We start from the raw sequence: 19,348 nt of genomic DNA on the forward strand, positions 1-19,348 counted from the left end.
GCATGGAACGGGGCACCGCGCTCTGCTTCCAGTGTGCGCGGTGCCCCGGATATCCGTACGAAGAGAAACCGTACGGGTGAAAACATATGGCGAAGAGCCTACGAAACTACTTCAGGCCGGGGTACAACGGGTGCTTGTCGGCCAGAGCGGACACGCGGAGCTTCAGGGCCTCCGTGTCGTAGGACGGCTTCAGCGTCTCGGCGATGATGTCCGCGACCTCGGTGAAGTCCTCGGCCGTGAAGCCGCGGGTGGCGAGGGCGGGCGTGCCGATGCGCAGGCCGGAGGTGACCATCGGCGGGCGCGGGTCGTTCGGGATGGCGTTGCGGTTGACCGTGATGCCGACCTCGTGGAGGCGGTCCTCGGCCTGCTGCCCGTCCAGGTCGGAGTTGCGCAGGTCGACCAGGACCAGGTGCACGTCCGTGCCCCCGGACAGGACGTCCACGCCGACGGCCTTCACGTCGTCCTGGACCAGACGCTCGGCCAGGATGCGCGCGCCGTCCAGCGTGCGCTGCTGGCGCTCCTTGAAGTCGCCGGTGGCGGCGACCTTGAAGGAGACGGCCTTGGCCGCGATCACGTGCTCCAGGGGGCCGCCCTGGAAGCCCGGGAAGACCGAGGAGTTCAGCTTCTTCGCGAAGGCCTTCTTCGCGAGGATGATCCCGCCGCGGGGACCGCCGAGCGTCTTGTGCGTGGTGGAGGTGACCACGTCCGCGAACGGCACCGGGTTCGGGTGCAGACCCGCCGCGACCAGGCCCGCGAAGTGGGCCATGTCGACCCACAGGAAGGCGCCGGCCTCGTCCGCGATCCGGCGGAACTCGGCGAAGTCGAGCTGGCGCGGGTACGCCGACCAGCCCGCGATGATCACCTTCGGGCGGTGCTCCTTGGCGAGCCGCTCGACCTCGGCCATGTCGACCAGGCCGGCCTCGTCCACGTGGTACGCGACCACGTCGAACTGCTTGCCCGAGAAGTTCAGGCGCATTCCGTGGGTCAGGTGACCGCCGTGCGCCAGGTCCAGGCCGAGGATGGTGTCGCCGGGCTGGGCCAGCGCGAACAGCGCGGCCTGGTTGGCGGAGGCACCCGAGTGGGGCTGCACGTTGGCGTACTCGGCGCCGAACAGGTCCTTGACCCGGTCGATGGCGATCTGCTCGGCCACGTCGACGTGCTCGCAGCCGCCGTAGTAGCGGCGGCCCGGGTAGCCCTCGGCGTACTTGTTGGTCAGGACGGAGCCCTGGGCCTCCATGACCGCGACCGGAGCGAAGTTCTCCGAGGCGATCATCTCCAGCGTGGACTGCTGGCGGTGCAGCTCGGCGTCGACGGCGGCGGCGATGTCCGGGTCGAGCTCGTGCAGGGGGGTGTTCATGAGCGACATGTGCGGTGGACTCCTCAGCCGGCCGTGAAGGCGGTGTACTCGTCGGCGGACATCAGGTCCTCGGGCTCGCCGGCGACGCGCACCTTGAACAGCCAGCCGCCCTCGAAGGGCGCGGAGTTCACCAGCGCAGGGTCGTCCACGACGTCCTGGTTGGCCTCGACGACCTCGCCGTTCACCGGGGAGTACAGGTCGCTGACCGACTTGGTCGACTCCAGCTCGCCGCAGGACTCGCCCGCGGTCACCGTGTCACCGACCTCCGGGAGCTGGGCGTAGACGACATCGCCGAGCGCGTTGGCCGCGAACTCGGTGATGCCGACCGTCGCGACGCCGTCCTCGGCGACGGACAGCCACTCGTGCTCCTTGCTGAAACGCAGCTGCTGGGGGTTGCTCATGACCTGAATTCTCCTGTACGCGGTGGAGTGCTGATGGAGGGAGGCGTGGGTGACCGGGCGGATGTGCCCAGGGTCACGTCCGGGGCCCGGCGAAGGGCGCCCGTCGGTACCGGCGCCCGACGGGGATCCGGTTCATGTCCGGCCGGTGCGGACCAGTGTCACTTCTGGCGCTTGTAGAACGGCAGCGCCACGACCTCGTACGGTTCGTGGCTGCCCCGGATGTCCACGCCCACACCGGCCGTGCCCGGCGCGGCGTGCGCGGTGTCGACGTACGCCATGGCGATCGGCTTGCCCAGCGTCGGGGAGGGGGCACCGGAGGTGACCTCGCCGATCACCTCGCCGCCGGCGACGACCGAGAACCCGGCGCGCGGCACGCGGCGGCCCTCGGCGATCAGTCCGACGAGCACACGCGGCGGCTCGGAGGCGGCCCGCTCGGCGGCTTCGGTCAGGGCCGCGCGCCCCACGAAGTCGCCGTCCTTCTCGAACTTCACGACCCGGCCGAGGCCCGCGTCGAAGGGGGTCAGCGCGGTGGTCAGCTCGTGCCCGTACAGCGGCATGCCGGCCTCCAGGCGCAGCGTGTCGCGGCAGGACAGACCGCAGGGGACGAGACCGGCCGGGGTGCCCGCGTCGGTGAGCGCCTGCCACACCTTCTCGGCGTCGGCGGGGGCGACGAACAGCTCGAAGCCGTCCTCGCCGGTGTAGCCGGTGCGGGCGATCAGGGCCGGAACGCCGGCCACCGTGCCCGGCAGGCCCGCGTAGTACTTCAGGCCGTCGAGGTCCGCGTCGGTGACCGCCTTGAGGATGCCGGGGGACTCGGGGCCCTGCACGGCGATCAGCGCGTACGCGTCACGGTCGTCGCGCACCACGGCGTCGAAACCGGCGGCGCGCTCGCTCAGCGCGTCCAGCACCACCTGGGCGTTGGAGGCGTTCGCGACGACCATGTATTCCTGCTCGGCGAGCCGGTAGACGATCAGGTCGTCCAGGATGCCGCCGTCCTCCTGGCAGATCATGGTGTAGCGGGCGCGGCCGACGCCGACGGTGGCGATGTTGCCGACCAGCGCGTGGTTCAGGAGAGCCGCCGCCTGCGGTCCGGTGACGGTGATCTCGCCCATGTGGGAGAGGTCGAAGAGACCTGCCTTCGTGCGGACGGCGACGTGCTCGTCACGCTCCGAGGCGTAGCGCAGGGGCATGTCCCAGCCCGCGAAGTCGGTCATGGTCGCGCCGAGCGAACGATGCAGGGCATCGAGCGCGGTGTGACGGGGTGCGTTGCTGCTCATCGGTCTGGCTCCCAAGGCATGACGGCGAGGTCGTTCCTCCCCATCTGTCATCGGAACCTGAGAGGTTCATCACGACCACACGAATCGGTGGTCCTGACTTGCACCTTGGGTGGAGCCGCCGGAGCGGCCCGCTTTTCAGATGTGCCTCGCCCGCGCGGTAACGGTGCCTGAGAGATTCAAGGGAGGGACTTGCTCCTTCGGCGCCCGGGTACACGTACCCAGGACTCTCCCGCGCGGATTCAAGCGGCCGGTATGCAGTTGGCGCGGCCATCATCGCACGCGCTGTCGGATCACGGCAGCCCGCCATCTGTGACGGGGCTGTGGCAGTCCGCGTACGGAAACAGGAAGCGCCGGGCATTACCTTCTCTTTACACTCGACGGGGATGGGACCGCACATCCAAGGGGAGGACGGTCACGGTGAACAGGACCAGGGCGTACGCGACGACCTCGGGTCTCGCACTGCCCGAGCAGCCCGGCGCACCGGCGCGGGAGGCCCGCGGACCGCGGCCCGCGGCCGTCGTACGGGATCTCCGTGACCGGGTCGGCCGCAGTCCGCACGGTCTGCGCTTCGGGGCGCGGGACCTCGTCGTCGTCACCGGACTGCCCGGCAGCGGCAAGTCGACGCTGATGCGGCGGGCCGTGCGGGGCACCCGTGTCGACTCGCAGGACACCCGCGAGCGCTGGGACGGCCGGATGGCCGGCCTGCTGCCGTACGCGCTCTACCGCCCCCTCGTCCGCCTCGCGCACTACGCCGGCCTGCGCCGCGCCCTGCGCGAGGGCGGCGGACTCGTCGTGCACGACTGCGGCACGCAGGCCTGGGTGCGCCGCTGGCTCGCCCGCGAGGCCCGGCGCCGTGGCGGCGCGCTGCACCTGCTGCTGCTCGACGTCACACCCGGCACCGCGCTGGACGGCCAGCGCGAGCGCGGCCGGGGCGTCTCGCGCTACGCCTTCGCCCGCCATCGCGGCGCGGTCGCCCGGCTGCTGCGCTCCGCCGAGCGGGGAGACCTGCCCGAGGGGTGCGGCTCGGCGGTCCTGATCGACCGGGACGCGGCCGACGTGCTGCGCAGGATCGACTTCGGCTGACCGGTCCCGGTGGCGCACAGGGCCTGTCCGGCGGAGCACGCCGGAGACGCGGGGCTCACCTCGGTCTGTACGGCGCTGTCGGCTTCGTCCGACCTGATCCGCCGGACAGGCCCTAATCTTTCCAGCCGGAACAGTGGTTCGAAGCGGGCGGTAGACAGATGGACTTTCCGGCACAGGCACACCCCCATCCGCACGGCGGTTGGCCGGGCAACGAGCTGGAGGAGGTGTTGTCCGCCTCCTTCGGCGTGCCCGGACCCTCGGCGGCCGCGCGCATCGTCGAGGTGCTCGGCCGCAGCTTCGTGTGGGTGCCGCTGCCCAACGGCGGCGGCCCGCAGAGCGGTGCGCTCGATCTGCCCACGATGGACCTGGGGGGCCAGATCTACGTCCCCGTCTTCAGCTCCGAGGAGCAGTTCCGCCAGGTCGTCGGCGGTCACATGTCGTACACGATCGCGCCCGCCGTGGAGTTCGCCCGCGGGCTTCCCCCGCAGGTCGGTATCGCGGTGAACCCGGACGGCGTGGTCGGCGTGCCGCTGCCGCCGATGGCCGTGGCCGAACTGTGCCGGGCCGGGCGCACCGAACTGGACGGGGCGGCCAGCGGCGGCCGGGTGCGGCTCTTCGAGCCCGACTGGCAGGACGATCCGGTGGACTTCCTCGCCGCGGCCTCGGCGGAGTTCGCCGCGACGGGTGTCGTCCTGAGCGCCCGCCGCTGTCTGGCCAGCATCGAGGGCGACGAGCCGGTCATGTTCATCGGTGTCGAGCTCTCGATGTGGGAGGGCGACGCCCGCGCCGTGCCCCTGGACGCCCTGGGCCGCGCCCTCGGCCGCGTCCCGGTGAACATTCCGGTGAACCTGGTCCTTCTCGACGTGGCGCAGGACCCGGTCGGTGACTGGATGCGGGCCCAGGTGCGCCCCTTCTACCAGCGCGGTCACTGAACGGCGCCCGCGCCGGGCGTGCCGGGCGGGACCGCACGCCCGCCGCGCGGGGCCCTCGGCCGCCCCGCGCTGCGGTTCCCGGCTCTCGACTGCTTCCCCCGGCGGAGCGCGATCGCCGCATAAGCTGGTTTCATGGCCCGGTCGAGGTGTTGACGCATGTCGGTAACCGGCGCCTCGGGCGTAAGGGATGAGTTCGTCGTGAATTGTTCGCGAAGGGGCGGTTGAAGGTGAGCGCGTCGGGCACGGCCGCGGCCGGGCAGGTCGAGCACATGCTGCGCCAGGTGACTCCCGGGCGTTACGACGCCTACGAGGCGCTTCTTCGCGCGCTCGCGACCCCGTCGTCCGGCCAGGTGTGGATGCTGCTCTGGCACGGCCAGGCCGGCTCCCCGGACGCCCAGTACGGGAACATGCAGGTCGACGGCTTCGGGTACGCGCCCTGTGTCACCTCCGCGCAGGAGCTCTCGGCCAGTGGCTGGAACCGCAGTTACGAGGTCGTGGACGGGCTGGACGTCGCCCGCACCCTGTACCCGGACCACTTCGGGCTCTGGCTCAATCCGCACGCCCCGAACGGCGGCCTCGGCATCCCGTGGCTGGATCTGCGCCGGATCGCCACGGGCCTGGAGCGGCAGCCCGCGGGCCCGCTGCGGCTGTCCGAACCGGCCATCGAGATTCCGCAGTTCTACGCCCTGCTCACGCAGAACGCCCATCTCACCCCGGCCGTACGGTCGTTGCGCCGCGCCTGGGTCCAACCGACCCTCGGGGCGCCGTATCTGGCCATCGGCCTTGACGTGTACGACACCTCACCGCCCGCCGTCGACTCGGTGCGGGCGATGATGCAGCAGTCCATCGGCGCCGTCCCGGACGGGCTGCCCGTCTCCACCGTCGCGATGTCGGACGAGTTCGACCCGGTGGCGATGTGGCTGCGCGCCAACGCTCGCCCGTTCTACGACCGCGAGGCGCACGCCGCTCCCGCGCAGGCGCCGACAGCGGGCGGTTACGGCTATCCGCCGGCCCGCGGCGGCTACTGAGAGCGTCCCGAATTACGGACCTGTCGCATGCCCGTGCGAGAACGGCTGGCATCATGAGTCTGCACACGGCCTTCACGAGGTGTGCGCTCCATGCTGCTGACCTGCGGGGAAGCGGACGCATGTGTCAATTGTCCCGTTTTGGCGGGACTTCTTAGTCAAAAGACACCTATGGGTTCTTTGACGGTAATTGACAGTCGTCCGACTCCTGTTACCCACTGTTCGGATAACGGAATCCCCCAACAAGCATCACGGTTGCGCATAGTTTCTCCATGAGGCCTGGCAACTGATCGTGGCGGCACTGAAGACTCGCCCATCAGACACGGGACATCGCTCCTGTGAGCGAGTGCTAGTCGAATCATCAGCCGGGTCATCGGACCGCACCATCTGCGGTCAACCTCCCGGCGGGCAAGTGAACCAAGCCGCAGACAGCGGCAGTCGTAGGCCGGTCACCACCGGCGAGAGGGGTCGGGTCACTGTGACCGCACCGATCGAGACCACCGCGGCGGCATCGGAAGCGCAGCCAGAGGCTGTGCTTGCCGGAGCCGGCAAGGGGCAGATCGAGGGCCGTTCCCTGGGACAGATCGCCTGGACGCGCTTCAAGCGTGACAAGGTGGCGGTCGCCGGCGGTGTCATCGTCGTACTGCTCATCCTGGTGGCGATCCTCGCCCGGCCCCTTCAGTCGATGCTGGGGCTGGACCCGAACGCCTTCAACCAGGACCTGATCGACCCGAACACCTCCCTGCCCAAGGGCGGAATGGGCGGCATGAGCGGTGACCACCCGCTCGGCATCGACCCGAAGTTCGGACGTGACCTCGCCACCCGCCTCCTGGAGGGCTCCTGGGTGTCGCTGGTCGTCGCCTTCGGCGCCACCATCCTGTCGAACGTGATCGGCGCGATCCTGGGCGTCGTCGCGGGCTTCTACGGCGGGCGGGTCGACTCGATCATCAGCCGCCTGATGGACACCTTCCTCGCCTTCCCCCTCCTGCTGTTCGCGATCGCCATCTCGGCGACGCTGCAGGGCGGCGCGTTCGGCCTCGAAGGGCTCCCGCTCCACCTGAGCGTGCTGATCTTCGTGATCGGCTTCTTCAACTGGCCCTACCTGGGCCGGATCGTCCGAGGCCAGACCCTCGCCCTGCGCGAGCGGGAATTCGTGGACGCCTCCCGGGGCATGGGCGCCAAGGGCCCCTACATCCTGTTCCGGGAACTGCTTCCCAACCTGGTCGGCCCGATCATCGTCTACTCGACGCTGCTCATCCCGACCAACATCCTCTTCGAGGCGTCCCTCAGCTTCCTCGGGGTCGGCATCCAGCCCCCGCAGGCGTCCTGGGGCGGCATGCTCCGTGAAGCGGTCACCTACTACGAGGTCGACCCGCAGTTCATGATCGTGCCCGGCCTCGCCATCTTCGTGACCGTCCTCGCCTTCAACCTGCTGGGCGACGGTCTCCGCGATGCTCTCGACCCGCGCAGCCGTTGATGCCTGACGGACACCGAGAGACCACCAAGTTTCCGACAATGGAGGGGAACCCGCCCATCATGCGAAGGTCAGCGCTGGCCGCAATTGCGGCCATCGGCTCCGCGAGTCTGCTCGTTGCAGGCTGCAGCAAGGCCGATGACAACAAGAACACCGACAACACGAAGTCAGCTGGGGCCAACGCAGCGACCACGGACGTCGTCAACGCCTCCACCCAGAAGGGGGGCACGGTCACGTACGAGTACTCCGACGTGCCGGACTCCTTCGACCCGGGCAACACGTACTACGCGTACATGTACAACCTCTCGCGTCTGTACGCCCGCCCGCTGATGACGTTCCAGCCCGGCGCCGGCGAGAAGGGCAACACCCTTGTCCCGGACCTCGCGGCCAGCGCTGGTGTCCCGAGCGACGGCGGCAAGACCTGGACGTACAAGCTGCGTGCGGGTCTGAAGTACCAGGACGGCACCGCGATCACGTCCAAGGACGTCAAGTACGCGGTCGAGCGCTCCAACTTCGCGCGTGACGTGCTCTCCCTCGGTCCGAACTACTTCCAGCAGTTCCTCGTGGGCGGCGACAAGTACAAGGGTCCCTACAAGGACAAGAGCGCCAAGGGCCTCTCGTCCATCGAGACCCCGGACGACACCACCGTCGTCTTCCACCTGAAGACCGCCTTCCAGGAGTTCGACTACCTGGTCGCCTCTCCGCAGACGGCGCCGGTCCCGCAGGCCAAGGACAACGGCGTCGACTACGTCAAGAACATCGTGTCCTCGGGCTCGTACAAGTTCGAGAGCTACGCGGACGGCAAGCAGGCCGTCCTCGTGCGCAACGAGAACTGGGACGCGAAGACGGACCCGCTGCGCAAGCAGTACCCGAACAAGATCGTCGTGAACCTGAAGGTCGCCGCTGAGACGATCGACAAGGACGTCCTCGCGGGCGACGCGATCGACCTCGGTGGTGGCGGTGTCCAGGCCGCGACCCAGGCTCAGGTCCTGAGCTCGGCCGACAAGAAGGCCAACACGGACAACACCTACGGTGGCCGTCTCGTCTACATGGCGATCAACACCAAGGTGAAGCCGTTCGACAACGTCGCGTGCCGCAAGGCCGTGCAGTTCGCGATCGACAAGGTCTCGGTGCAGACCGCCGAGGGTGGTCCGGTCCGCGGCGACATCGCCTCCACCGTCCTCCCGCCGGACATCCCGGGCTACGCCAAGTCGGACGTCTACGCGTCCGCCGGCAGCAAGGGTGACGCGGCCAAGGCCAAGGACCAGCTCAAGGCCTGCGGCAAGTCGTCGATCAACACCAACATCTCGGCTCGCAGCGACCGCCCGCAGGAGATCGACGCGGCCACCGCGATCATCAACTCGCTGAAGAAGGTCGGCATCAACGCCAGCCTGAAGCAGTACCCGTCGGGCAAGTACTTCACCGACTACGCGGGTGTCCCGAAGTTCACCGAGAAGAACAACATCGGTCTGATCATGATGCAGTGGGGTGCCGACTGGCCTTCCGGCTACGGCTTCCAGCAGCAGATCCTGAACGGCTCGGCGATCGGCGCCTCGGGTAACACCAACCTGTCGCAGTACGACAACAAGGACGTCAACGCCCTCCTCGAGAAGGCGATCGGTACGCAGGACACCGCCGCGCGCAACGCCCTGTACACCGAGATCGACAAGAAGACCATGGACGACGCCGTCCTCGTGCCGCTGACCTACTTCAAGGTTCTGCTGGCCCGCCCGCAGTACGCGACCAACCTGGTCTCCACGGCGGCCTTCAGCGGTCAGTACGACTACCTCAACATCGGCACCACGAAGAAGTAGCAGCCCCGGAAGGCAGGTGAAGGCATTGGTGCCCGCGGGCTTAGCGGCCCGCGGGCACCAGCGCCGATCCCCGTGATCTCGTACATCCTCCGTCGGACGGCAGCGGCAGTGATCCTGCTCCTGGTCGTCTCCGCGGTCACCTTCGCCATCTTCTTCCTGCTGCCAAGACTGGCCGGCCAGACCGCCGACCAGCTCGCGCAGCAGTACATCGGGAAGAGCCCGTCGAAGGCCGACATCCTCGCGGTCAAGCACAACCTCGGTCTGGACCAGCCCGTCTACGTCCAGTACTGGCACTTCATCAAGGGGATCGTCAGCGGCGCGACCTATGACCTGGGTCCCACCACGGCGCACTGCGACGCACCGTGCTTCGGGTACTCCTTCAAGACGCACCAGGCTGTCTGGCCGGAGCTCACCTCGCGCCTCCCGGTGACCCTCTCGCTCGCCGTCGGTGCCGCCGTGCTGTGGCTGGTGTCCGGTGTGACGGCCGGTGTGATCTCGGCGCTCAAGCCGCGTTCGGTCCTCGACCGCACGTTCATGGGCATCGCGCTCGCCGGTGTCTCGCTGCCCATGTTCTTCACGGGCAACCTGGCGCTGCTGCTCTTCACCATCAACTGGCCGATCTTCGGCCGCACTTACGTCCCGTTCACCGAGAACCCCGCCCAGTGGGCCAACACCCTCTTCCCCGCGTGGTGTTCTCTCGCTCTCCTGTACTCCGCCATCTACGCGCGGCTCACCCGCTCGGGCATGCTGGAGACGATGAACGAGGACTTCATCCGCACGGCCCGTGCCAAGGGCCTGCGCGAGGGCAAGGTCGTGCTCCGGCACGGACTGCGCGCCGCCCTCACCCCGATCATCACCGTCTTCGGCATGGACATCGGTCTGCTGCTCGGCGGCGCCGTGATCACCGAATACGTGTTCTCTCTGCACGGCATCGGCCAGTACGCGGTGCAGGGCATCACCGACAACGATCTGCCGAAGATCCTCGGCGTGACCCTTCTCGCCGCGTTCTTCGTCGTCGTGGCAAATCTTCTGGTGGACATGCTCTACGCGGCCGCCGACCCGCGGGTGAGGCTCTCATGACCGAACTGTCCAAGACCGGCGCCGCGCTCGGCGAGCCCGTCTCCTCGCCCTCGAACGCCCCGAGCGCCTTCCTCGAAGTGCGTGACCTCAAGGTGCACTTCCCGACCGACGACGGTCTGGTCAAGTCCGTCGACGGGCTCAGCTTCTCGGTGGAGAAGGGCAAGACCCTCTGCGTCGTGGGCGAGTCGGGTTCCGGCAAGTCCGTGACCTCTCTGGCGATCATGGGCCTGCACCGCCTCGGCGCGCGCGGCAAGAACGTCCAGATGTCCGGCGAGATCTGGCTCGGCGGCAAGGAACTGGTCAACGCCGACCCGGACGAGGTGCGCAAGCTCCGCGGCCGCGAGATGGCGATGATCTTCCAGGACCCGCTGTCGGCGATGCACCCGTACTACACGATCGGCAACCAGATCGTGGAGGCGTACCGCAACCACCACAAGGTCGACAAGAAGACCGCCCGCCGGCGGGCGATCGAGATGCTCGACCGCGTGGGCATCCCCGAGCCGGGCAAGCGCGTCGACAGCTACCCGCACGAGTTCTCGGGCGGTATGCGGCAGCGCGCGATGATCGCGATGGCGCTCGTCAACAACCCCGAGCTGCTCATCGCGGACGAGCCGACGACCGCCCTCGACGTCACCGTCCAGGCGCAGATCCTCGACCTCATCCGCGACCTGCAGAAGGAGTTCGGCTCCGCGGTCGTCCTCATCACCCACGACCTGGGTGTGGTGGCCGAGATCGCCGACGACGTCCTCGTGATGTACGGCGGCCGGTGCGTGGAGCGCGGCTCCGTCGAGCGGGTCTTCGAGCAGCCGCAGCACCCCTACACCTGGGGTCTGCTCGGCTCGATGCCGCGTATCGACCGCGACACCTCCGACCGGCTCATCCCGGTCAAGGGCCAGCCGCCGAGCCTCATCAACGTCCCCTCTGGCTGCGCCTTCCACCCGCGCTGCCCGTACGCGGACCTGCCCAAGGGCAATGTCACCCGCACCGTGCGCCCCGAACTGCAGCTGGTTGGCAGCGATCACTACACCGCCTGCCACCTCTCGCAGGAGGACCGCACGCGGATCTGGACCGAAGAGATTGCGCCGAAGCTGTGAGTGAGAACAACAAGACGGACGGCGCCGGCGCGGTCATCCCGCAGCAGGCCGCGGCTCCCGAGCACCGCGCGAAGTCCTCGGAGGACCGCGAGGTCCTGCTCCGGGTCAAGGGGCTGCAGAAGCACTTCCCCATCCGGAAGGGCGTTCTCCAGCGTCAGGTCGGTGCGGTCAAGGCGGTCGACGGCATCGACTTCGAGGTCCGCAAGGGCGAGACGCTCGGCGTCGTCGGCGAGTCCGGCTGCGGCAAGTCGACCATGGGCCGGGTCATCACCCGTCTCCAGGACCCGACCGGCGGCAGCATCGAGTTCGAGGGCCAGGACATCACCCGGCTCAGCGCCTCGAAGATGCGCCCGCTGCGCCGTGACATCCAGATGATCTTCCAGGACCCGTACGGGTCGCTGAACCCCCGTCACACCATCGGCTCGATCGTCTCGGCGCCATTCCGGCTCCAGAACGTGCAGCCCGAGGGCGGTGTGAAGCGGGAGGTCCAGCGGCTCCTGGAGCTGGTGGGTCTGAGCCCCGAGCACTACAACCGCTACCCGCACGAGTTCTCCGGCGGTCAGCGCCAGCGCATCGGCATCGCCCGCGCGCTCGCCCTGAAGCCGAAGCTGGTCGTGGCGGACGAGCCGGTCTCGGCGCTCGACGTGTCGATCCAGGCGCAGGTCGTGAACCTGATGGACGACCTCCAGGCCGAGCTGGGCCTGACGTACGTGATCATCGCTCACGACCTCTCCGTCGTGCGCCATGTCTCGGACCGCATCGCGGTGATGTACCTCGGCAAGATCGTCGAGCTCGCCGACCGCTCCTCGCTGTACGAGGCGCCGATGCACCCGTACACCAAGGCCCTGATGTCGGCCGTGCCGGTGCCGGACCCCAAGCGCCGTGGCGCCAAGAGCGAGCGGATCCTGCTCAAGGGAGACGTTCCCTCGCCGATCGCGCCGCCGAGCGGCTGCCGGTTCCACACCCGGTGCTGGAAGGCCACGCAGGTCTGCAAGACGACCGAGCCGCCGCTCATCGAGCTGAAGCCCGGTCAGCAGGTCGCCTGCCACCACCCGGAGAACGCCGCGGACCAGGCTCCGCAGGACGTCGTCCTGCTCTCGGCCGCCCGCGAGGCCGTCGAGCTGGTGTCCGGCGTGGAATCCGCCGAGGTGTCGGGCGAGGCTCCGGCCGAGCTCGCCGCCACCGGTGAGGAGTCCGGCTCCGCGTCGGACTCCGCGGTTGCGGAAGCCGATCGTCAGGAGTCAACCGGCAAGTAGGCCGTGACGACTTGGCAAAGTCATGAACATGCCCGAACGGGAGAGTGCAGAGTCCTGCGTGTCCGTCTGATCGGAAACGATCGGCACACGTACGAAAGGGACGCTGATGGCACTCTCCCGTTCGGCACGTTCAGGGGCGCTCGCGACCGCGATCGCCTCCTTACTCATCGTCGCCGCCTCCTCCGCCCCCACCCCCGGCGCGGACGGCATCGGTGACACGTACTTCCCTCAACTCGGCAACGGCGGCTTCGACGCCCGCCACTACGCCCTCGACGTGGCGTACAACCCCGACACCGACCGCCTCGACGGCCGTACGACCCTCACCGCCCGCGCCACCCAGAACCTCTCCGCCTTCGACCTGGACCTCCAGAAGCTGGACGTCACGAGGGTCGAAGTGAACGGCAGAGCGGCCCGTTTCACGCGGGAGGGCGACGAGATCCGTGTCACCCCGCGCGGGACGCTGCCCAAGGGCAAGAACTTCACGGTGACCGTCACCTACGGCGGAGTCCCCGAGGCGCTGAACGGCCCGATCGTGTTCGGCTCCGACTACGGGTGGATGAAGACCACGGACGGCGTGTTCGTCGCCTGCGAGCCCAACGCCGCCTCCACCTGGTTCCCCTCCAGTGACCACCCGTCCGACAAGGCGACCTACGACATCCGCATCACGGCCCCCAAGGGCCTGACGGGGGTGTCCAACGGACGCCTGATATCGACCCGGGACAAGGGCGCCGTCACGGTCACGCACTGGCGCGAGAGCCGCCCCATGGCCACCTATCTCGCGACGGCGACCATCGGGAAGTTCGACGTGAGGACCGGCACGACCCCGGCCGGGACACCGATCTACGTGGCCATCGACCCGGTGCTCGCCAACAGCAACAGCGTCGACGTGTACGCCGTCACCGCCGAGGCCACCGACTACTGGTCGCAGGTGTTCGGCCCGTACCCCTTCGAGGAGACCGGCGCCATCGTCGACGACATGCCCGAGGCGGGTTTCTCGCTGGAGGTCCAGTCGAAGCCGGCGTACTCGGCGGTGCGTTCGGAGTCGACGATCGTGCACGAGCTGGCCCACCAGTGGTTCGGCGACTCCGTCTCGGTGGCGCACTGGAAGGACATCTGGCTCAACGAGGGCTTCGCGACCTACGCCCAGTGGCTGTGGGCCGAGCACAAGGGCGTCCGCTCGGCGCACGACTCGTTCGTCGCCGGGTACAACCAGCGGCCCGCGGACTCCGCCTTCTGGCAGACCACGGTCGGCGACCCGCAGCGGGACACGATGTTCGCCTCGGCGGTCTACCAGCGGGGCGCCATGACGCTCCAGATGCTGCGCGAGCGCATCGGCGACACCGCCTTCTTCAAGCTCCTGCCGGCGTGGACGAAGCTGCACCGGTACGGGAACGCGGACACCGCCGCCTTCATCGCCCTCGCCGAGCGGATCTCCGGCCAACAGCTCGACGACCTCTTCGGGACCTGGCTGTTCACCACCGGCAAGCCGGCCGTCTAGACCTTCCTTCGCAGGGTCGAGCCGCCCGTCCCGACCTTCCTTCGTAAGGCGCACACCCCGCGACAGGTGAGAATGTGGGGGTGCTCCAGCAACTCTTCAATCCCTCCGTCCAGCACACGCTCGACCTGATCGGCATTTTCGTCTTCGCGATCTCCGGCGCCCTGCTGGCCGTCCGAAAGAACTTCGACGTCTTCGGGATAGCCGTCCTCGCGGAGATCACCGCGCTGGGCGGAGGGCTGCTGCGCGACGTGATCATCGGCGCCGTACCCCCGGCCGCCTTCACCGACCTGGGGTACTTCACCACACCGCTCGTCGCCGCCCTGCTCGTGTTCTTCATGCACCCGCACGTGGAACGCATCCAGGTCGGCGTGAACGTCTTCGACGCGGCCGGGCTCGGACTGTTCTGTGTCACCGGCACCGTCAAGGCGTACGACTACGGGCTCGGCCTGACCGCCTCCGCCGCCCTCGGCCTCGCGACCGCCGTGGGCGGCGGTGTGCTGCGTGACGTCCTCGCCAACGAGGTCCCCTCCCTGCTGCGCTGGGACCGTGACCTCTACGCGGTCCCGGCGATGGTCGGCGCCACGATGGTGGTGCTCTGCATCCGCTTCGACGCGCTCACCCCGTTCACCAGCGGCCTCGCCGTCGTCACCGCCTTCGTGCTGCGCCTGTTCGCGATGCGGTTCCACTGGCGGGCTCCACGCGCGTGGAACCGCCGTTCGACGGTGCGTGAGGAAGAGAGCCCCTGATCCGGTCGGCGCCGACCGGTCCGCCGGCGTCCCCGGGACCGCCGGTTCCGCCCTCCGTCCCCGGAGTCCCTGCCGTGCCGACCCCGCCGGAGGCGAACCGCTCGGTCAGCCAGTGGAACACCTCCGGGAGCTGCGGCCGCCACAGTCCCATGTCGTGGCCGCCCGCGCTGCGCGGCAGCAGCACCACGTCCACGCTCGTCGGCGGCTTCGCGATCGCCTGGATCGCGGTGCCCGCCTGGTATCCGTCACCGGACTCGCCGGAGAAGTAGAGGGCGATCCGGGGGTGGACGGGGGCGGCGCGCAGCAGCAGGCGGGGATTGTTCCGCCGGCGCAGGTCGAGGGTCCGCCCGGCGAGTGAACTGCGCTCGCCCCGGGGGTCGTTGTAGCCGGACATGCTCACGGCGGCCCGGTAGCGGTCGGGGTGGGCGACGGCCAGCTTGGTGGCGCAGTGCGCCCCGGCCGAGTATCCGGCGGTGGCCCAGCCGTCCGGGGCGGGCTCGGCGCGGAAGTTGTCCATGACCATCCGCGGCACGTCGATGCTCAGCCAGCTCTCCGCGTTCACGGTTCCGGGGATGTTCGCGCAGCCGGTGTCCGCGCGGGCCAGCAGGTTGGTGCGCGGCGCGACCAGGATGAAGGGCGCGACCCGGCCGTCGAGCATCATCGGCAGCAGTTGCTCGTGCACCCTCAGGGAGCCGAACCACGCCTTGGCGGAGCCCGGATATCCCGGGAGCAGCTCCACGACGGGGAACGCGCGGTGCCGGTACGCGGGTTCGTCGTACTGCGGTGGCAGCCAGACGTAGACCTCGGCGTTCACCCCGGAGATCCGTCCCCTCAGGTCGGTGACGCGCACCCCGCCTGCCTGCCGCATGCGCGGCCCGCCGGCCTCCCGGAAGATCTGCCGCACCGGGGGCAGGTCCTTCGGGGAGATCCCTCCGGTGCCGTCCGCGCCGAGGTCGGCGGCCCGCTGGACGTGGTTGCCGGTGCCCAGGAGGTCGGCCCAGTCGTCGTACAGGTTGTTGGCGTTGTTCACGAGGACGAACACCAGGCTGATCGCCGTCCCCTGGGTGAACAGCAGCATCAGGAGCCGGGCCGCGGCGCGCACCGGCGCCGGTCCTGGCACCCGGGACCACAGGACCAGGGGCAGCAGAAGGGCGACGGCGCACAGCACGAAGGAGGTCAGGAGGAATGATGTCCCGGTGAGGCTCATGTCCCATCAGAGGTGAACCTGGACCGATTGGTTACGGATAATTACGGACACTTGACAAGAAATTGTCGAATCCTCACCTGAATGGTCGGACGACGGGGGAGGCGGCGGAGGTGCCCATGCCTCCGAAGGGGTGAAAGCTACCGCTTAGTAATTTCCTGTTGTACCGTTCACGTATGCCAGAAGCAGCTTCGGTACAGGCCGTACGGGCCACGATCGGCGACAGCGAGTTCGACCGGGACACCGCCGTCACCCCGCGCGGGGCCGGCGTCTACGACGTCGACCTCTCCGCCGGCTGGACGATCATCAACGCCGTCAACGGCGGCTATCTGCTGGCCGTCCTCGGCCGGGCGCTCGCCGACGCCCTCCCGCACTCCGACCCGTTCACGGTCTCCGCGCACTACCTGACCGCGTCCCAGCCGGGCCCCGCGGTCATCCGCACGGACGTCGTACGCACCGGCCGGACACTGTCGACCGGACAGGCCTCCCTCTTCCAGTACGACGACGAGGGCCGCGAGATCGAACGCATCCGCGTGCTCGCCTCGTACGGCGACCTCGACTCGCTGCCCGACGACGTCCGCACGACCGCGGTGCCGCCCGCGATCCCGCCCATGGACCAGTGCTTCGGACCGCAGGACGCGCCCGCCCCCATCCCCGGCAGCTCGGCGATCACCGACCGACTGTTCCTCAAGCTCGACCCCGCGACCCTCGGCTGGGCGCTCGGCGCTCCGTCCGGGAAGGGCGAGATGCGGTCGTGGTTCGGACTCGCCGACGGCCGTGACGCGGACCCGCTCTCGCTGCTCCTCGCGGTGGACGCGCTGCCGCCGACGGCGTTCGAGATCGGCCTCTCCGGCTGGGTGCCGACCGTCGAGCTGACCGTGCACGTGCGGTCCCGCCCGGCGCCCGGCCCGCTGCGGGTGTCGATCACCACCCGCAACCTCGCCGGGGGCTTCCTGGAGGAGGACGCGGAGGTCTGGGACAGCGCGGACCGCCTGGTCGCCCAGTCCCGCCAACTCGCCCGCGCCCGCCTCGCCTGACCCGCCCCGGCCACGTCCGGCCCACCCCGGAGGGCCGGTTCTCCGGACCACGGCCCCCGAAGCCCTGAGCGCGCCGCACGGTCACCCAGGGCCCGCCTTACGGCTGCTTCGGAGGCACCCTCCCCGCCCGGTGCGCCCCCGTCCCGCCCCCGTGGCTCGATGCTCCGCGCCGTCAGGCGGTCACCCGCGGGTGACCGCCTGTGGGGGAGGCCACCGTCAGGCGGCCACCGGTGGGTGGTGACCGGCAGGCGAGGCCACCGTCAGGCGGCCACCGGTGGGCCAGGCCGCCGGCGACCGTCACGTGGTCACCGGCGGGAGGCCTCGGTCAGGCTGCCACCAGCGGGCGGCGGCCCGTCCAGGCCGCCAGCCGCCCGTAGGCGTCGGCGCCCTCGGGAACCGGTGCCACCGCGCCGAAGGGCAGCTCGGGGTCCTCGCGCCCCTCGTCGGGCAGCACCCGGGCCGCGATCGTCAGGGCGAACTCGGCCAGTTCCGGATCCAGTTCGAGCGGCCGGCCCAGCGCCTCCGAGAGATCCCAGGTGTGCGTGACGGCCTCCATGACGTACCCGGCGAGGGCGATCCGTCCGGTCGCCTCACCCCACGGCACCCGCACCGGCGCCTCCAGCCGCGCGTCGTCCGCCCATCCGGCGCGGACCTGAGCCCTGACCTCCTCGTACGCGGCGCTCCAGCCGTCGTCCGGCACCCCGTCGGCGAACGGCCGCACCGCGAGCCCGTCGCCGCCCTCCCCGATCACGGCGATCCGCCGGGTGCCGCCGACCATGTGCGACAGCAGCAGTCGTACGTCGAACTCGGCGCACGGGGTGACACCGCCGAGCTGCTCCGGCCGGACCGTGGCGATCAGCGACGCGATCTGAGCGGCGGCGCGGGCGTACAGGGGGCGGGGATCCATGGCGTTCATGACGACCTCTTCCGTGTCTCGGTGTGCCCTCACCCTCGACGCATAACCTGACAGTTTCCGTCAGCATTTGTGGACGGACCGAGGCGGGCGCGATCCTGGGCGCGTGAAGTCCGACCGACTGCTCTCGATCCTGCTGCTGCTCCAGACGCGCGGACGCGTCCCGGCGCACGAACTCGCCGCACGGCTGGAGGTGTCGGTGCGCACCATCTACCGGGACATCGAGGCCCTGTCCGCCTCCGGCGTCCCGGTCTACGCCGAACGCGGGCGGCACGGTGGTATCGAGCTGCTCGCCGGATTCCGTACGGACGTCACGGGACTGACCGCGGACGAGTCCCGCTCGCTGTTCATCCTGGCCGCGCAGGGCGCGCACGCCGCCCTCGGCCTGGACGCGGCGCTCGGCTCGGCGCTGCGCAAGGTGATGGCCGCGCTGCCCGCGCCCTTCAGACCCGCCGCCGAGGTCACCAGCCGACGAATCCTCGTCGACGCCACCCGCTGGAGGGGCGGTCCCCGGCGGGCGGTGGATCTGGAGGTGCTGCAGGACGCCGTCTTCTCCGACCGCCGGCTCCGGCTGAGCTACCGCCACGGCGGGGACACCGAACCGCGCACCTGCACCGTCGACCCGTACGGCCTCGTCTCCAAGGCGGGTGTCTGGTACCTGGTCGCCGACCGGCGCGGAGCTCCGCGGCTGTTCCGCGCCGACCGGGTCCGTTCGGCCACCCCGCTGCCGGACCCGGTGAGGCGCCGTCCGGGCGTCGAACTCGCCGACGCCTGGGAGGTGCTGCGCCGTCAGGTCGAGGAGCGGCCGGGGGGCGTCGACGTCACGGTCCGGGTACGGCGCTCCCGCCTCGACATGTTCGTACGCCTCCACGCGGCCTCCCTCGCGGAGCTGCCCGAGGACGACGGCGCCGGTGAGTGGGTGACCGCGCGCCTCTGCCTCGGCTCCGTACGTGAGGCCCGCACGCTGCTGGCCTTCGGGGACGCGCTGGAGGTCCTCGCGCCGGCCGAGGCGCGCGATGAGCTGGCGGCGACGGCGGCCGCCATCAGCGCGGTGTACGAGGGGGGTTGAGGGCCGGCGCCGGACCCGCGCCGCACAGCAAGGCACAGCTCCGGCACAGCGGGGCCCTACGTGGATCTGGTCCGCTGTCTCCCGCTCG

General features: G+C 69.7%; 17 protein-coding genes and 1 riboswitch. Of the genes, 12 read left to right on the forward strand and 5 right to left on the reverse strand.

The annotated features are described in order from the left end of the window. Window positions 1-106: 106 nt before the first annotated feature. The 3 genes from glyA to gcvT form a co-directional block, all read right to left on the reverse strand. Window positions 107-1,366: a serine hydroxymethyltransferase gene (glyA, locus tag ACF07B_RS22225; RefSeq protein ID WP_392180236.1), complete on the reverse strand. Its 1,260-nt coding sequence runs from the start codon at window positions 1,364-1,366 to the stop codon at window positions 107-109. 14 nt (window positions 1,367-1,380) lie between these two features. Further along, complete coding sequence (gcvH, locus tag ACF07B_RS22230; RefSeq protein ID WP_369485671.1) at window positions 1,381-1,758, reverse strand: glycine cleavage system protein GcvH; 378 nt, start codon at window positions 1,756-1,758, stop codon at window positions 1,381-1,383. Window positions 1,759-1,916: 158 nt separating this feature from the next. Continuing rightward, a complete protein-coding gene (gcvT, locus tag ACF07B_RS22235; RefSeq protein ID WP_392180237.1) occupies window positions 1,917-3,035 on the reverse strand; it encodes a glycine cleavage system aminomethyltransferase GcvT in 1,119 nt (372 codons plus the stop codon). A 145-nt stretch (window positions 3,036-3,180) separates the two neighbouring features. Next, a riboswitch (glycine riboswitch) is annotated at window positions 3,181-3,277 on the reverse strand. Window positions 3,278-3,452: 175 nt separating this feature from the next. Here gcvT and ACF07B_RS22240 point away from each other — a divergent pair. From ACF07B_RS22240 to ACF07B_RS22285, 10 genes are all read left to right on the forward strand, one after another. Continuing rightward, the gene (locus ACF07B_RS22240) at window positions 3,453-4,118 is read left to right on the forward strand and encodes an AAA family ATPase (protein ID WP_369485669.1); all 666 of its coding nucleotides are present in this window, start codon (window positions 3,453-3,455) and stop codon (window positions 4,116-4,118) included. Between the two features lie 158 nt (window positions 4,119-4,276). Beyond that, window positions 4,277-5,050, forward strand: coding sequence for an enhanced serine sensitivity protein SseB (locus ACF07B_RS22245; RefSeq protein WP_369485668.1), 774 nt, complete (start codon window positions 4,277-4,279; stop codon window positions 5,048-5,050). A gap of 227 nt (window positions 5,051-5,277) precedes the next feature. Further along, a complete protein-coding gene (locus tag ACF07B_RS22250) occupies window positions 5,278-6,078 on the forward strand; it encodes an enhanced serine sensitivity protein SseB C-terminal domain-containing protein (RefSeq protein WP_369485667.1) in 801 nt (266 codons plus the stop codon). Window positions 6,079-6,553: 475 nt separating this feature from the next. Continuing rightward, a complete protein-coding gene (locus ACF07B_RS22255) occupies window positions 6,554-7,552 on the forward strand; it encodes an ABC transporter permease (protein ID WP_369485666.1) in 999 nt (332 codons plus the stop codon). 38 nt (window positions 7,553-7,590) lie between these two features. Further along, on the forward strand, window positions 7,591-9,363 hold the full coding sequence (locus ACF07B_RS22260; RefSeq protein WP_392180238.1) for an ABC transporter substrate-binding protein: 1,773 nt from the start codon (window positions 7,591-7,593) through the stop codon (window positions 9,361-9,363). Window positions 9,364-9,435: 72 nt separating this feature from the next. Beyond that, the gene (locus ACF07B_RS22265) at window positions 9,436-10,443 is read left to right on the forward strand and encodes an ABC transporter permease (protein ID WP_369485664.1); all 1,008 of its coding nucleotides are present in this window, start codon (window positions 9,436-9,438) and stop codon (window positions 10,441-10,443) included. Then, a complete protein-coding gene (locus tag ACF07B_RS22270; protein ID WP_369485663.1) occupies window positions 10,440-11,537 on the forward strand; it encodes an ABC transporter ATP-binding protein in 1,098 nt (365 codons plus the stop codon). Before ACF07B_RS22265 ends, ACF07B_RS22270 begins: the two co-directional genes overlap by 4 nt. Beyond that, on the forward strand, window positions 11,534-12,793 hold the full coding sequence (locus tag ACF07B_RS22275; protein ID WP_384233370.1) for an ABC transporter ATP-binding protein: 1,260 nt from the start codon (window positions 11,534-11,536) through the stop codon (window positions 12,791-12,793). Before ACF07B_RS22270 ends, ACF07B_RS22275 begins: the two co-directional genes overlap by 4 nt. 106 nt (window positions 12,794-12,899) lie before the next feature. Beyond that, entirely contained in the window at window positions 12,900-14,291 is a 1,392-nt protein-coding gene (locus tag ACF07B_RS22280) for a M1 family metallopeptidase (RefSeq protein ID WP_384233372.1), read from the forward strand. Between the two features lie 80 nt (window positions 14,292-14,371). Beyond that, window positions 14,372-15,037, forward strand: coding sequence for a trimeric intracellular cation channel family protein (locus ACF07B_RS22285; protein WP_326785392.1), 666 nt, complete (start codon window positions 14,372-14,374; stop codon window positions 15,035-15,037). On the opposite strand, the gene ACF07B_RS22290 is transcribed toward ACF07B_RS22285, so the two are convergent. Then, window positions 14,937-16,244 carry an alpha/beta hydrolase gene (locus ACF07B_RS22290; RefSeq protein WP_392180239.1) on the reverse strand — a complete coding sequence of 436 codons (1,308 nt, stop codon included), beginning with the start codon at window positions 16,242-16,244 and terminating at the stop codon, window positions 14,937-14,939. The two genes, ACF07B_RS22285 and ACF07B_RS22290, sit on opposite strands and share 101 nt — an antisense overlap. Before the next feature lie 173 nt (window positions 16,245-16,417). Between ACF07B_RS22290 and ACF07B_RS22295 the strand changes: the two genes are divergently transcribed. Then, window positions 16,418-17,278: a thioesterase family protein gene (locus tag ACF07B_RS22295; RefSeq protein ID WP_362391754.1), complete on the forward strand. Its 861-nt coding sequence runs from the start codon at window positions 16,418-16,420 to the stop codon at window positions 17,276-17,278. A 325-nt stretch (window positions 17,279-17,603) separates the two neighbouring features. On the opposite strand, the gene ACF07B_RS22300 is transcribed toward ACF07B_RS22295, so the two are convergent. Continuing rightward, window positions 17,604-18,194 carry a TIGR03086 family metal-binding protein gene (locus ACF07B_RS22300; protein ID WP_369485660.1) on the reverse strand — a complete coding sequence of 197 codons (591 nt, stop codon included), beginning with the start codon at window positions 18,192-18,194 and terminating at the stop codon, window positions 17,604-17,606. A gap of 103 nt (window positions 18,195-18,297) precedes the next feature. Here ACF07B_RS22300 and ACF07B_RS22305 point away from each other — a divergent pair, with 103 nt between their 5' ends. After that, on the forward strand, window positions 18,298-19,260 hold the full coding sequence (locus ACF07B_RS22305) for a helix-turn-helix transcriptional regulator (RefSeq protein ID WP_392180240.1): 963 nt from the start codon (window positions 18,298-18,300) through the stop codon (window positions 19,258-19,260). Window positions 19,261-19,348 lie beyond the last annotated feature (88 nt).

It is taken from the genome of Streptomyces sp. NPDC015532, assembly GCF_043078065.1.
GTDB lineage: Bacteria > Actinomycetota > Actinomycetes > Streptomycetales > Streptomycetaceae > Streptomyces.